This window comes from Actinomadura kijaniata NBRC 14229 (genome assembly GCF_001552175.1).
Lineage (GTDB): Bacteria > Actinomycetota > Actinomycetes > Streptosporangiales > Streptosporangiaceae > Spirillospora > Spirillospora kijaniata.
In genome coordinates this window covers 1-12,964 of the sequence record NZ_BCQR01000084.1, presented here as the reverse complement: position 1 = coordinate 12,964, position 12,964 = coordinate 1, and the positions used below count along the sequence as shown (strand labels likewise).

Sequence of the window (12,964 nt, the reverse complement as noted above, 5' to 3'; positions counted from 1 at the left end):
ACGCCCTCAGGAGGCGGCCGAGACCGGCGGCACCGCGGCCGCCAGCTCCTTCCAGCGGATCTCGGGGCGCTCGGCCGCCACCACCGCCAGGGACTGGCCGCCGCGGACCGTCTCGTCCGGCGTGGACGACAGCCGGAAGCGGGCGTTGGGACGGTGCGAGTCGCCGACCGCCAGCAGCGTGCAGCCCCGCCGCAGCAGGAAGATCGCCACCTCGACGCGCGGCCACTCGCCCGCGTCCTCGGGCACGTCCAGGCGGAACAGCGAGGAGTCGCCGTCCAGCGTGCTGGCGAGGTTGTGGTAGATCGAGGCGACGCCGGGGTTGCGGATCGCCACCGCGACCACGGCCGGGTCGTCCACGTCCACCGGCTCGATGTCGGGGTCGATCAGCTCCAGCGCCTCGGCGAACTCGGCGCGGCGCACCCCCTCGTGCACGCCCGCCAGCAGGTGCGGCACCGACCCGCCGGAACGGCGCAGGTGGGCGTGCACCCCGAGCATGACCCGCACGGTCTCGTCGTCGTCGCGGCCGACCACCAGCACGGTGCGGGCGGCCTCCAGGCGGGCCCGCGCGTAGGCGCTCTCGTCGCGCAGCACCACGTCGTACAGCTCCGGGTCGGGGTTCTCCCCGCTCAGCTGGTCCGGCCAGAACACCGTGACGACCGGCACGCGGACGTAGGCCGGGTCGGCGCGCAGCTGGCTGATGATCGCCCGCAGCCCCTCCCGGTGGTAGCCGACGACCACCAGGTGGTCACGGTGGTGCAACTGCGCCCGGCCGGTGGCCTTCATGGTCCTGCCCTTCGCCATCCACAGCGTCAGCTCCGCGAACAGCACCAGCCCGGCGGTGAGCCCGGCGACGATCACCATCGCGCCGCCGATCCGGCCGCCCGTCGTGGTGGGGTACAGGTCGCCGTAGCCGGTGGTCGTCCCGCTGACGAAGAAGTACCACAGGTAGTGCAGCGGGTCCCTGAGCTTGGAGTCCGCCGGTTCGAACGCCGTCATCAGCGCCCAGCCGCCCACCGCGGCCACCAGCAGCACCGCCGCGGGGACGCGCCAGGCACGGTCGGCGACCCGGTTGATCAACCGCAGGAGCAGGTACGGCATGGCACCCTCCCGTCCGTCGCCGCCGAATGTTGCGATACAACGTTCCAGCGCGTGCCGGGGCCGTCAACCCGCAAAAGGCCACGTCACTGCTATTCAGCGACAAATCTGTGGCAACGGCCACATCGCGGACGCCGTGGCGGTGACCGGAGGTGACCGGATCAGTGGCCGGAACGCTGGCCGGTTCCGGTCACCGCGGGAGGGCGGTCAGCCCGCGACGCCGCGCCGCAGCACGCGGCTGAGGGCCGCCGCGACCTCCTCGGCCAGGGCGGTGTCCGAGGACGGCCCGCCCGAGTGGACCAGGGGGCGGTCCCCGTCGGCCGGCTCCCGGACCGCCTCGCGGGTGTGGCCGCAGTCGCGGCACTCGACCTCGCCCAGCCGGCACAGCAGCGCCGTGGAGCCGCAGTCCTCGCAGCGGTCCAGGTCGGCGGTCCAGTCGTGGGCGGTCTGGCAGAGAGGGCAGACCAACACCTGGTGGTCGGCCCGGACGCCGCGTTTCCACGGGCTCGCGCCGCCTGCCGGGTCGGTCTGCCGCGCCCCGCAGCGGAAGCAGGGCATCACACCTCCAAAAGGTGCGGGGCCGGGGCCGGCGGTGGCCGGACCCGGCCCGGATCACTCAGAGGTTCGCGAGCGCCTTGCGGTACTCGTCGAGGTCGCGGGCGTCGGGAAGGTCGTTCTCGACCTTCCAGCGGACGACGCCCTCGGTGTCGATGATGAAGGTGCCCCGCTTCGCCAGGCCCTTCTCCTCGTTGAACACGCCGTACCTCTGCGCCACACCGCCGTGCGGCCAGAAGTCCGACAGCAGCGGGAACCGGTACCCCTCCTGGTCGGCCCAGGCGCGCAGCGCGAACACCGAGTCGACCGAGACGGCCAGCACCTGCGTGGCGTCGTCGCCGACGAGCGTCGGCAGCTCGTCGCGGATCGCGCAGAGCTCGCCGGTGCACACGCCGCTGAACGCCAGGGGGTAGAACACCAGGACGACGTTCTTCCTCCCCCGGAAGTCCGACAGCTTCACCGGGGTCCCGTGCTGGTCCTTCAGCTCGAAGTCCGGTGCGACGTCGCCTACGTTGACCGCCAATGCCTCTCCCGCGGATCGGCCCCGCCCGGGGCGGGGGTCGTTCCCCCCACGAGCGTGGGGGCGACCGTCAGTCTGCCACCCCCGGGTGACGGGCGGATGTCCGGGCGGCCCGCGGCGGCGGGCCGTTCGGCTACTTGTGGACCTTCGGTGAGACCAGGCGCGTGCCGGACCACTCCTTGGCGGCGCTGATGCTCTTGGTCTGGGTCAGACCCGCGGACGTGGCGGCGTCGCCGATGTCGCTGGGCTCGACGTGCCCGTCCCGGCCCGCCTTGGGCGTCAGCAGCCAGATGTGGCCGCCGTCGGCCAGGGGGACAATGGCGTTCGTGAGCTCGTCGAACAGGTCGCCGTCCTCTTCCCGCCACCACAGCAGCACGACGTCGACCACGTCCTCGTAGTCCTCATCGACCAGCTCCTTGCCCGTGACGGCCTCGATGGCGTCGCGCAGGTCCTCGTCGACGTCGTCATCCCAGCCGATCTCCTGCACCACCTGGTCCGGCTTGAAGCCGAGCCGTTCGGCCAGGCTGCGCTCAGACTGCGCCTGGCCCGCGGTCGCGCTCACGAAAGTCCTCCCATGGTCGATAGTCCGCCCGGTGGCGGGGTCGTCGTGTTCCATCCCGAACGTGGTGGCCGGGTCCCCGCTCCGTCGCGTGTTTTGCGGGACAGTCCACACAAGTAAGGGCCCCTTGCGCAAGTGTCTTCTCGGCTTTTGCTCGGCTCGTCGCTCCGATCGACCGGATCCCGGTGACCCGTCATCAACAGAGCGTAACAACCCACGCTCATCCCGCAAGGAAGGACAACCGTACCTGGCGTTCGCGGTTGTCGACGTTCAGGTCGACCAGGGCGATCGACTGCCAGGTCCCCAGCGCCAGCCTCCCCGACAGCACCGGGACGGTCGCGTACGGGGGGATCAGGGCGGGCATGACGTGCGACCGGCCGTGCCCGCGCGAGCCGTGCGCGTGCCGCCAGCGGTCGTCGGCGGGGAGCAGGTCCCCCAGCGCGCTCAGCAGGTCGTCGTCGCTGCCCGCGCCCAGTTCCAGGATGGCGACGCCGGCGGTGGCGTGCGGCACGAACACGTGCAGCAGCCCGTCACCGCCGGTCTCCGAGGCGGCCTCCGAGGCGAACCGCTCGCACTCGGACGTCAGGTCGTGCACGGCCTCCCGGCTTCCGGTCGTCACCTGGATCACGGTGCTCTTCATGATCACAGGTCTACCCGGTCGGCCGGGGTTAACGCTCGGTCGGGACCCCCTCACCGGCCCGCGGTTCCACGACCGCGTCCGGCCCGGGGAAGACCAGGCCGGTGTGCCCGTCGTCGAAGCGGACGACGAACGGCGGCCCGCCCTCGGGCCCGCGCACCTCGATGATCTCGCCTGCCCTGTCCGGCTGCCCCACGGTGTTGCCGTGCACGTGCAGCCGGTCTCCCACGGATGCGTTCATCAGCTCCCCCAGGCGTACGGCCTCTCGCCAAGGTCGTCCGGGCGTGTTCACGTCCTACCTTCGTACGTCCGGCGCGCCGCGTCGAGAGGGGTTTGCAAGGTCTGGGGACGAGTCCGGAAAAATCGGGCCACACGCCTGTGTAGAGCGACGTTGACCGGCGAGAATGATTACCGGTTGGTAGAGATGCGCCCGCCGTCGCGAACGGCGACGATGGATCACGAACCACGGCGACGAACAGTCGTTCCGACCACCTGACGGTAAGCACAGAGGGGACCCCGTGGCTTCCGGACGTCAACGCTTTTCCATCATCAGTGACGGGCTGCCGAGCCAGCTGCCCGACATCAACCCGGACGAGACCCGGGAGTGGCTGGAGTCGCTGGACACGGTCATCAAGACCGAGGGGCCCGGCCGGGCCCGGTACGTGATGCTGCGCCTGCTGGAGCGGGCCCGCGAGCAGCACGTCGGCGTTCCCGCGCTGAGCAGCACCGACTTCATCAACACCATCCCGCCCGAGCACGAGCCCTGGTTCCCCGGCGACGAGCACGTCGAGCGCCGGATCCGCGCCTACATCCGCTGGAACGCGGCGGTCATGGTCTCCCGCGGCAACCGGCCGGGACTCGGCGTCGGCGGCCACATCGCCACCTACGCCTCCGCGGCCTCGCTCTACGAGGTGGGGTTCAACCACTTCTTCCGCGGCAAGGACCACGGCGAGTCCGGCGACCAGGTGTTCCTCCAGGGGCACGCCGCGCCGGGCATCTACGCCCGCGCCTACCTGGAGGGCCGCCTGCCCGAGGACAAGCTCGACGGGTTCCGGCAGGAGATCTCGCATCCGGGCGGCGGCCTGTCGTCCTACCCGCACCCGCGGCTGATGCCGGACTTCTGGGAGTTCCCCACGGTGTCCATGGGCCTCACCGCGATCGACGCGGTCTACCAGGCCCGCTTCAACCGCTACCTGTACAACCGCAAGATCAAGGACACGTCGCGGTCGCACGTGTGGGCGTTCCTCGGCGACGGCGAGATGGGCGAGCCCGAGTCGCTGGGCGCGATCGGCCTGGCCGCCCGCGAGGAGCTCGACAACCTGACGTTCGTCGTCAACTGCAACCTCCAGCAGCTCGACGGCCCGGTGCGCGGCAACGGCAAGATCATCCAGGAGCTGGAGGCGTTCTTCCGGGGCGCGGGCTGGAACGTCATCAAGGTCGTCTGGGGCCGCGACTGGGACCCGCTGCTGGCGCAGGACGCCGACGGCGTGCTGGTCAACAAGATGAACACCACGCCGGACGGGCAGTTCCAGACGTTCACCGTCGAGTCGGGCGCCTACATCCGCGAGAAGTTCTTCGGCGACGACCCCCGGCTGCGCAAGATGGTCGCCCACCTGTCGGACGACGACCTGCGCAAGCTGTCGCGCGGCGGGCACGACTACCGCAAGGTGTACGCGGCGTTCAAGGCGGCCCGCGAGCACGTCGGCCAGCCGACCGTGATCCTGGCGCACACGATCAAGGGCTGGACGCTGGGCACCGACTTCGAGGCCCGCAACGCCACCCACCAGATGAAGAAGCTCACCAAGGCGGAGCTGAAGGAGTTCCGGGACCGGCTGTACCTGGAGATCCCCGACTCGGCCCTGGAGGGCGAGCTGCCGCCCTACTACCACCCGGGCGAGGACTCCGACGAGATCCAGTACATGCGCGAGCGCCGCGCGGCCCTCGGCGGCTTCCTGCCCCGGCGCGTGGTGCGGGCCAAGCCGCTGAAGCTGCCCGGCGACGCCGTCTACAGCGAGCTGAAGAAGGGCTCGGGCAAGCAGAACGTCGCCACCACGATGGCGTTCGTCCGGCTGCTCAAGGACCTGATCAAGGACGAGAGCATCGGGGCCCGGTTCGTGCCGATCGCGCCGGACGAGTACCGCACGTTCGGCATGGACTCGCTGTTCCCGACCGCCAAGATCTACTCCCCGCACGGGCAGACCTACGAGGGCGTGGACCGCAAGCTCCTGCTGTCGTGGAAGGAGTCGCCGCAGGGCCAGATGCTCCACGAGGGCATCAGCGAGGCCGGGTCGATGGCCTCCACGATCGCGGCGGGCACCACCTACGCCACGCACGGCGAGCACATGATCCCGGTCTACATCTTCTACTCGATGTTCGGGTTCCAGCGGACCGCCGACCAGATGTGGGCGTTCGGCGACCAGATGGGCCGGGGCTTCCTGCTCGGCGCGACGGCGGGCCGCACCACCCTGACCGGCGAGGGCCTCCAGCACGCCGACGGGCACTCCCCGCTGATCGCGGCGACGAACCCGGCCTGCGTCCACTACGACCCGGCCTGGGCCTACGAGCTGGCCCACATCACGCAGGACGCCCTGCGGCGCATGTACGGCTCGTCGGAGGAGCACCCGAACGGCGAGAACGTCTTCTACTACCTCACCGTCTACAACGAGCCGTACCAGCAGCCCGCCGAGCCGGAGGGCCTGGACGTCCAGGGCCTGCTGAAGGGCCTGTACCGCTACCAGGGCGCCCCCGAGGTCAACGGCGACGCCCCGAAGGCGCAGATCCTCGGCTCCGGCGTGGCGCTGCGCTGGGCGCTGGAGGCGCAGCGCCTGCTGGCCGAGGAGTGGGGCGTGGCGGCCGACGTGTGGTCGGCGACCTCGTGGAACGAGCTGGCCCGCGACGCGGTGGCCTGCGACGAGTGGAACCTGCTCCACCCGGACGCCGAGCAGCGCGTCCCCTACGTCACCCGGACGCTGGAGAACGTCCCCGGCCCGATCGTCGCGGTGTCGGACTTCATGCGCGCGGTCCCCGACCAGGTGGCCCGCTGGGTCCCCGGCGACTACTCGTCGCTGGGCACCGACGGCTTCGGCTTCTCCGACACGCGCGCGGCGGCGCGGCGCTTCTTCCACGTGGACGCGGCGTCGATCGTCCTGGCGGTGCTGACCCGCCTGGTCCGCGCGGGCGAGATGAAGCCGGAGGCGCTGAAGGAGGCGATCGAGCGCTACCAGCTCAATGCCGACGTCAGCACGGTCTTCGCGGGCGGCGTCCAGACCCGCGAGAGCAACACCGGCGGCGACGCCTGACGTTCCCCACGGGGATCACGGAGGTGTAGGCCGTGATCCCCGCGAAGGGCGCCCCTCCCCGGAGGGGCGCCCTTCGACGTTCCGGGACCGCTCCGAATCCCACCGATGACGGCACGGGACACAGCCACGACGGGCGTTCGACCTCGCGGGAACGCGCTGACCCGCCGCGACGAGCACCGGCCTACCGCCAACGCGTCGGCCCGCCATCACAGCGTCTCTGCGTCGGAGCGCGACAACGCGCACCCGCAAGGAGCATCCGGCCTTCCAACGACGCGTTGACCCGCTGCCACGGCGTGTGCCGGAGCGTGGCGGCTCGCTGCCGCGATGGGTCAGTTCGGCGTCGTGGCGTCCTCGTGGAGGAGGCCGCGGGCGCGGGCGACGCCCAGGCCGTCCATGTAGTCGCGGACCCGGACCAGTCGCCCGTCCCGTACGTGCAGCACGAGCAGGCCGGGGATGGTGAACGTCCCGTCCGCGCCCGGCGTCTCCGCGACCACGACGTGCTCGGCGACGAGCGTTCCCGCGCCGGGGTCCTCGTGTACCGCGACGCTCCGGACCTCCCGCACCCGGACCGGCGAGGATCCCCAGGTCGCCCGGTAGCCCTCACGTACCCGCTCGCGCCCCTCGTAGCGCTCCGGGAAGCCGGGGAAGGCGAACGGGAACTCGTGCACCCCGTCCTCGGCGTACAGGTCCGCCAGGTCGTCGGCGGACTTGTCGCGCATGGCCTGGTGGAAGCGGGCCAGCACCTCGCGCGGGGTGCGGGCGGCGGGCGGCCGTGGCATCGGCGCACTCCTTCGCTCAACGGTTGTTGACCGAACGACCGTACGCCGCCCCTCCCCGTTCGGTCAACGCCTGTAGAGTGAAGCCGTGACCGGCCCTCCCACCTCCCGCGCCGAGCGCCGCCGGGCCACCGAGGCGCGCATCCTCGACAGCGCCCGCACGCTGTTCGCCGAACACGGCTTCGACCGGACCACGATCCGCGCGGTGGCCTCCGCGGCGAACGTGGACCCGGCGCTCGTGATGCAGTACTTCGGGACCAAACGCGAGCTGTTCACCCGGGCCGCGCGCGTTCCCGCGCCGCCGCCGGGCCCGGCCGGCCTGGACGGGGACGCGCTCGTCGAGCACCTGCTGACCGGCCTGGGCCTGAAGCTCGGCGGCCTCCCCGAGGGGACGCTGGCCACGATGCGCTCGATGCTCACCGACCCGGACGCCGCCGAGCACGCGCGCCGGGCCCTCGGCACGCAGATCGACAGCGTCGGCGCCGCGATCCCCGGTGAGGACGCCGGGCTGCGCGCCGCCCTGGCCCTGACCACGATCCTCGGCGCGGCCATCGGTCACCGGCTGCTCGGCCTCCCCGCCCTCCGCGACGCGTCCCCCGACCGCGTCGCGGCCCTGCTGCGTCCCGCCCTGAGGGCCCTGGTCCAGCCGTCGGGGCCGGACCGGTGAGCGGAGGCGCGGACGTTCCGGCGCTGGTGGCGAGCCTCGGCCGGTACCTCGGCCAGGAGGTGGCCGTGGTCGACCTCGACGTGGCCGACGACGCGTTCTCCTGCCGGATCCGGAGCCGGCCGCCCTCGGGGACGGCCTTCCGGACGGCCTGGGAAGGGGTGCTGGGGATGCAGCACTTCGCGGGGGAGCCCGACGTCAGCGCCTACCTGTTCCTGTTCAGCCACGGGGAGCGGGTGCGCCTGGCCGGTCACCGGGGCAGCTATCTCGTGCTCGTCCATCAGGGCCCGCTCGACGGGACCGGGACGTGGCGGAACGAGGGGTGGATCGAGGACGGGTTCGGCGAGTTCGACGCCTACGAACGCTACGGCGAGGACTGACGCCGGCCGGCGGCCCCTCCGGGCCGTTCGCCGGAGGGGCCGCCGCGCGTCAGTCCACCGGGGGCGGGGAGAAGACGCCGAAGTGGTGGCCCGCGCTGTCGTGCAGCTGGGCGAAGACCAGGCCGCTGCCGGCGGTCGTCGGCGGGACGATCACCTTGCCGCCCAGCTCCTCCGCCCTGGCCACGGTCGCGGCCACGTCCTTCACCACCACGTAGAGCACCGCGTAGTCGGGGAAGCGGCCCCCGGACGGGAAGACGCCGCCGCTCGGGGCGTCCGCGCCGGGCGTGGTGACCTCGTGGTAGGTCAGCTCCCCGCCCTCGTCCACTCGGAAGGTCCAGTCGAACAGCTCGCCGTAGAAACGCTCGACCTCGGCGGGCCGGTCGGTGCCGATCTCGAACCACGCGACCGAGTTGAAGGCGGGAGTGCTCATGGGTGTCGCTCCTTGGGTCGGTTCCTGACGTCCCCGGAATACTCGAACACCTGTACGACAACCCTGTGTCGGTGTTTTCAGAGGAGTTCCAGGGCGCGCGCCTCCAGCCAGTCCGGCAGGTCCCCGAAGCCGTCGAAGTCCCGGTCGGGGACCGCCTCCTCCAGCAGGGCGGCGCGGCGGACGCGGTCGGTGCGGAAGACGCGGGCCCTGCCGCGCAGCCGGCACCAGCCGATCAGGTACCAGCCCCCGGCCCCGGAGGTGAACGCCACCGGCTCCACGTCGCGCTCGGTCTCGGCGCCCGCCGCGTCCACGTAGCCGATGCGCACCACCCGGCGGGCCGCCATCGCCTCCTCCAGGACCGCCGGGACCGAGGCCGGGGCCGCGGCGTCCGGGGCGGTGAGGAAGTGGATGCGGCCCGCCAGCTCGCGGGCGGCCTCGCCGTCGGCGGCCGACATCGCGGTGACGATCTTGTGCAGGGCGGTGCGGGCGCTGCGCGCGAACGGCGACCCCTCCGCCCGCCCCAGCGTGATCGCGACCGCGACGGCCTCGGCGGGGGTGAAGTTCAGCGGCGGCAGGGTGCGGCTCCTGTCCAGCGTGTACCCGCCGCCCCGGCCCACGTCGGCGTAGACGGGAACGCCCGCCTGCTGGAGCGCGCCGATGTCGCGTTCGACGGTGCGGACGCTGACCTCGAAGCGCGCGGCCAGCTCGCGGGCGGTGCGACGGCGCGGCGCGCAGGCCCGCAACTCCTCCACCAGTGCGTACAGCCGGTCGGTACGGTTCACCCCGCCGACCGTACGCCCCGCCTCCGACATTCCCGTTGGTCCGCCCGGTGGCTCCGGTTCCGGCCCAGCGGAAGGCATAATTCGGACCGCCGATGTCGATCGGCACCGTCCGGCCGGCCGGCGCCGGCCCCGGACGGGACACGCTCGCCCCCAGGAGCCATCCTTGACGACTCCCTCCCCCCTGCGCCCGGAGGACCCCGAGCGGCTGGGCGCGTACCGGATGCTCGGCAGGCTCGGCCAGGGCGGCCAGGGCGTGGTGCTGCTGGGCGAGGACGCCGACGGCGGGCGGGTGGCGGTGAAGCTGCTGCACACCCAGCCCGAGCAGGACTCGGTGGGGCGCAGGCGGTTCGTCCAGGAGCTGGCCGCCGCCAAGCGGGTCGCGCGCTTCTGCACGGCCCAGGTGCTGGACGCCGACATGGCCGGGGACCGCCCCTACATCGTCAGCGAGTACGTCGAGGGCACGCCGCTGAACCGGGCGGTCGCCGACAACGGCCCGCTGAGCGACGGAGCGCTGGAGCGGCTGGCGATCGGCACCGCCACCGCGCTGGTCGCGATCCACCGCGCGGGCCTGGTCCACCGCGACTTCAAGCCGCACAACGTGCTGCTGGGCGGCGACGGCCCGCGCGTGATCGACTTCGGGATCGCCAAGGCCCTGGACGCGGCGGCCACGGTGACCAGCGGGGTGGTGGGCACCCCGGCGTACATGGCCCCCGAGCAGATGGGCGGCGGGACGCCGGTCGGCCCCGCCGCCGACGTCTTCGCCTGGGGCGCGACGCTCTGCTTCGCCGCCAGCGGCGCCCCGCCGTTCGGCCAGGACAGCATCCCGGCGGTGATCGGCCGCATCCTGAACGCCGAGCCGGACCTGGGCGCGCTGGAGGGGCCGCTGCGCGACCTGGTGGCGCGGGCGCTGGCCAAGGACCCCGCCGAGCGCCCCACCGCCATGGGCCTGCTGCACCACCTGCTCGGCCAGGACGCCCCCGCCGCGGCGGAGCCGGACACGGAGCGGGCCGCCGCCCCCTCCCGGCCGGAGGAGGGCCTCCTCGAACAGGGCAGCGCCCACGCCGCACCCGCCTCGCCCGCCGCGCCCGTCTCGTCGCCGGCCACCGTGGCCGCCCCGCAGACCACTGCCCCGCGCGTTCCCGCGTCCCGTCCCGACGACGCGCCGCCGACCGACAGGACGCAGGCTCCCCTGCCACGGCGCTCGGGCGGGCGGGCCCGCAAGGGGCTTGCGGCCGCCGTCCTGATCGGCCTGCTCGGCGGAGGCGGCTACCTCGGCTACCTGAACCTGCGCGACGGCACCGGGACCGGAACCGGCGCCACCCCCGGCGCCGCGGAGCGGACGAAGGTGCGGGTGCCCGAGCTCATCGGAACCCCCGAGGGCGACGCGGTCGCGATCCTGAAGTCCGAGGGCCTGGGCCACTCCGTGCGGCGACGGACGTCGGACCGGCCGGCGGGCCAGGTCATCGCGATGACCCCCACCAGCGGGTCCGAGGTGCCCGAGGGGACACCCGTCCTGCTGGTGATCTCCACCGGTCCCGCGGCCGTCCCGCCGCCCCGTTCCCCGTCCGGCTCCGTCTCCCCCTCCGGCGCCCCCTCCTCCGACGGGCAGGTCACCGTGCCCAGCCTGGTCGGGCTCACCGAGACCGAGGCGCGTCGGCTCGCCCTGCGGGCCGGGCTGGTGCTGCCCGACACCGCCAGCGAGGGCGGCCGGGTCGACACGCAGCGGCCCGCCGCCGGGGAGCGGGCCCGGCGCGGGACCCCGATCACCGTCACCTGGCGGGTCTGATCACAGCGAGCGCAGGAAGCCCAGCAGGGCCTCGTTCACCTCGGCGGGGCGTTCCTGCTGGGTCCAGTGGCCGCAGCCGGGAAGCCAGACCGTGTCGCGCAGGTCGGGCACGAAGTCGCGCATCCGGTCGATGACGTCGCGGGCCCCGGCCGCCACCACGTCGCGGTCCCCGGCGACGAACAGGGCGGGCGGGGTGACCGGGGCGCGGTGCCAGGCGGCGGTGAGGTCCCAGTTGCGGTCGAGGTTGCGGTACCAGTTGACCGGCCCGGCGAAGCCCGAGTCCGCGTACTCGGCGGCGTAGGTCGCGATGTCCTCCTCGGTCAGCCAGGCGGGCAGCTCCTCCGGCTGCGGGCAGACGTCCAGGAAGCCGCCGCCCTCGGGGACGACCGGCAGGAAGCCGGGCGCGTCGCCGGAGGCCGCGTACAGCATCCCCCGGAACGTCGCCTCCGGGGCGCGGCCGAGCTCGGCCTCGGGCACGTCCGGCTGCTGGAAGTGCACCATGTAGAAGCCGTCGCCGAACAGCTCGCGCATCGTCTCGACCGGCGGCCGCGACGACCGCGGCCGGTGCGGCACCGACAGGCCCGCCACGCCCCGCACCCGGTCCGGCCGCAGCTGCGCCACCGCCCATGCGACCGGCGCGCCCCAGTCGTGCCCCACGACCACCGCCCGTTCCTCGCCGAGCGCGTCGATCAGGCCGACCGCGTCCCCGGCCAGGTGCAGGAGCGTGTACTGGTCCACCTCCGCCGGGCCGCCGGTGCGGGCGTAGCCGCGCTGGTCGGGCGCGACGGCGTGGAACCCGGCCTCGGCCAGCGCCCGAAGCTGGTGCCGCCAGGAGTACCAGCACTCGGGGAAGCCGTGCAGCAGCAGCACCAGCGGACCCTCGCCCGCCTCGGCCACGTGCATGCGCAGCCCGCTCGCGGACTCCACGAAACGGTGCGTGATGTCGGTCATCGGTCGTCCTCCCGGAAGTCGCCGCGCAGGGGTTGTCCGGTCCCAGCGAACACCCCGCTCCGGTCCGCGCGGCACGCGGGTACCTGCCAGACTTCTCCGGAGAACGTCACCCGAGGTGAGAGGCGGAACGGATGCAGCAGCGCGGCCACGCTCCGGCGGGGGAGCCGGTCGTCGGCCCCGGCAACTCCATGGCCGTCCGGTACCGGACGCCGGACGGCGGCGAGGCGTTCCTCGCCAGGCTGTCGGGACCGGGGATGCCGCCGCCGTTCTGGCAGGTCTGGGAGGAGTTCGAACGCCTCGGCGTCCCCTCGGAGGCGGTGCTCGCGGTCCACTCGGAGCTGGCGTTCTGCCGCCTGCCCGGCTGCTACTGCGAGGCGGTCCTGGCGCGGATCGCCCCGCCCGACGCCGAGTTCAGCCACAGCGAGGACTACGGCGCCACCCGCGCCGAACGGGCCGCCGCCGTCGCCACCGTCGCCCGGTACGCCGCGCGGACCGCGCTGGCCGCCGGGCAGCCGCCGCCGCCCGAGCCC

15 protein-coding genes are annotated in these 12,964 nt (G+C 73.3%); 5 read left to right on the top strand and 10 right to left on the bottom strand.

All coding sequences use genetic code 11. The features are described from left to right. Positions 1-6: 6 nt before the first annotated feature. The 6 genes from AKI01S_RS25690 to AKI01S_RS25665 all read right to left on the bottom strand — a co-directional run bounded on the left by AKI01S_RS25690 (position 7) and on the right by AKI01S_RS25665 (position 3,607). Positions 7-1,098, bottom strand: a complete 1,092-nt coding sequence (locus AKI01S_RS25690) for a potassium channel family protein (RefSeq protein WP_067823215.1) — start codon at positions 1,096-1,098, stop codon at positions 7-9. A gap of 204 nt (positions 1,099-1,302) precedes the next feature. After that, positions 1,303-1,653: a hypothetical protein gene (locus AKI01S_RS25685; protein ID WP_067823211.1), complete on the bottom strand. Its 351-nt coding sequence runs from the start codon at positions 1,651-1,653 to the stop codon at positions 1,303-1,305. Between the two features lie 58 nt (positions 1,654-1,711). Continuing rightward, a complete protein-coding gene (locus tag AKI01S_RS25680) occupies positions 1,712-2,173 on the bottom strand; it encodes a peroxiredoxin (RefSeq protein WP_067823208.1) in 462 nt (153 codons plus the stop codon). A 130-nt stretch (positions 2,174-2,303) separates the two neighbouring features. After that, the gene (locus AKI01S_RS25675; RefSeq protein WP_067823205.1) at positions 2,304-2,732 is read right to left on the bottom strand and encodes a DUF3052 domain-containing protein; all 429 of its coding nucleotides are present in this window, start codon (positions 2,730-2,732) and stop codon (positions 2,304-2,306) included. Positions 2,733-2,949: 217 nt separating this feature from the next. Next, positions 2,950-3,369, bottom strand: a complete 420-nt coding sequence (locus AKI01S_RS25670; protein ID WP_067823312.1) for a secondary thiamine-phosphate synthase enzyme YjbQ — start codon at positions 3,367-3,369, stop codon at positions 2,950-2,952. A gap of 28 nt (positions 3,370-3,397) precedes the next feature. Beyond that, entirely contained in the window at positions 3,398-3,607 is a 210-nt protein-coding gene (locus tag AKI01S_RS25665) for a DUF1918 domain-containing protein (RefSeq protein ID WP_067823203.1), read from the bottom strand. A gap of 277 nt (positions 3,608-3,884) precedes the next feature. Between AKI01S_RS25665 and aceE the strand changes: the two genes are divergently transcribed. Beyond that, complete coding sequence (gene aceE / locus AKI01S_RS25660; RefSeq protein ID WP_067823200.1) at positions 3,885-6,665, top strand: pyruvate dehydrogenase (acetyl-transferring), homodimeric type; 2,781 nt, start codon at positions 3,885-3,887, stop codon at positions 6,663-6,665. A gap of 329 nt (positions 6,666-6,994) precedes the next feature. Here aceE and AKI01S_RS25655 read toward each other — a convergent pair whose 3' ends face one another. Continuing rightward, entirely contained in the window at positions 6,995-7,444 is a 450-nt protein-coding gene (locus AKI01S_RS25655; RefSeq protein WP_067823197.1) for a nuclear transport factor 2 family protein, read from the bottom strand. 85 nt (positions 7,445-7,529) lie between these two features. On the opposite strand from AKI01S_RS25655, the gene AKI01S_RS25650 reads away from it, so the two are divergent. Together AKI01S_RS25650 and AKI01S_RS25645 are read left to right on the top strand one after the other, a co-directional pair. After that, positions 7,530-8,108, top strand: coding sequence for a TetR/AcrR family transcriptional regulator (locus tag AKI01S_RS25650; protein WP_067823194.1), 579 nt, complete (start codon positions 7,530-7,532; stop codon positions 8,106-8,108). Further along, entirely contained in the window at positions 8,105-8,485 is a 381-nt protein-coding gene (locus AKI01S_RS25645) for a hypothetical protein (RefSeq protein WP_067823191.1), read from the top strand. Before AKI01S_RS25650 ends, AKI01S_RS25645 begins: the two co-directional genes overlap by 4 nt. Before the next feature lie 49 nt (positions 8,486-8,534). Here the strand turns inward: AKI01S_RS25645 and AKI01S_RS25640 are convergent, their stop codons facing one another. Both AKI01S_RS25640 and AKI01S_RS25635 read right to left on the bottom strand, forming a co-directional pair. Further along, entirely contained in the window at positions 8,535-8,915 is a 381-nt protein-coding gene (locus AKI01S_RS25640) for a VOC family protein (protein ID WP_067823188.1), read from the bottom strand. 77 nt (positions 8,916-8,992) lie between these two features. Next, positions 8,993-9,697: a helix-turn-helix transcriptional regulator gene (locus tag AKI01S_RS25635; RefSeq protein ID WP_067823309.1), complete on the bottom strand. Its 705-nt coding sequence runs from the start codon at positions 9,695-9,697 to the stop codon at positions 8,993-8,995. Between the two features lie 163 nt (positions 9,698-9,860). Here AKI01S_RS25635 and AKI01S_RS25630 point away from each other — a divergent pair, with 163 nt between their 5' ends. Next, positions 9,861-11,483: a protein kinase domain-containing protein gene (locus AKI01S_RS25630; RefSeq protein WP_067823185.1), complete on the top strand. Its 1,623-nt coding sequence runs from the start codon at positions 9,861-9,863 to the stop codon at positions 11,481-11,483. On the opposite strand, the gene AKI01S_RS25625 is transcribed toward AKI01S_RS25630, so the two are convergent. After that, positions 11,484-12,434, bottom strand: a complete 951-nt coding sequence (locus AKI01S_RS25625) for an alpha/beta fold hydrolase (protein ID WP_067823182.1) — start codon at positions 12,432-12,434, stop codon at positions 11,484-11,486. Between the two features lie 131 nt (positions 12,435-12,565). On the opposite strand from AKI01S_RS25625, the gene AKI01S_RS25620 reads away from it, so the two are divergent. Next, positions 12,566-12,964: nucleic acid/nucleotide deaminase domain-containing protein (locus AKI01S_RS25620; RefSeq protein ID WP_281186143.1), on the top strand; the 399-nt coding region annotated here is incomplete at its 3' end.

Bases quoted from the DNA above. Each gene is read 5' to 3' on its own strand.
- AKI01S_RS25655 (WP_067823197.1), bottom strand. From the start codon at position 7,444: ATGCCACGGCCGCCCGCCGCCCGCACCCCGCGCGAGGTGCTGGCCCGC.
- AKI01S_RS25690 (WP_067823215.1), bottom strand. From the start codon at position 1,098: ATGCCGTACCTGCTCCTGCGGTTGATCAACCGGGTCGCCGACCGTGCC.
- AKI01S_RS25665 (WP_067823203.1), bottom strand. From the start codon at position 3,607: ATGAACGCATCCGTGGGAGACCGGCTGCACGTGCACGGCAACACCGTG.
- AKI01S_RS25640 (WP_067823188.1), bottom strand. From the start codon at position 8,915: ATGAGCACTCCCGCCTTCAACTCGGTCGCGTGGTTCGAGATCGGCACC.
- AKI01S_RS25625 (WP_067823182.1), bottom strand. From the start codon at position 12,434: ATGACCGACATCACGCACCGTTTCGTGGAGTCCGCGAGCGGGCTGCGC.
- AKI01S_RS25670 (WP_067823312.1), bottom strand. From the start codon at position 3,369: ATGAAGAGCACCGTGATCCAGGTGACGACCGGAAGCCGGGAGGCCGTG.
- AKI01S_RS25685 (WP_067823211.1), bottom strand. From the start codon at position 1,653: ATGCCCTGCTTCCGCTGCGGGGCGCGGCAGACCGACCCGGCAGGCGGC.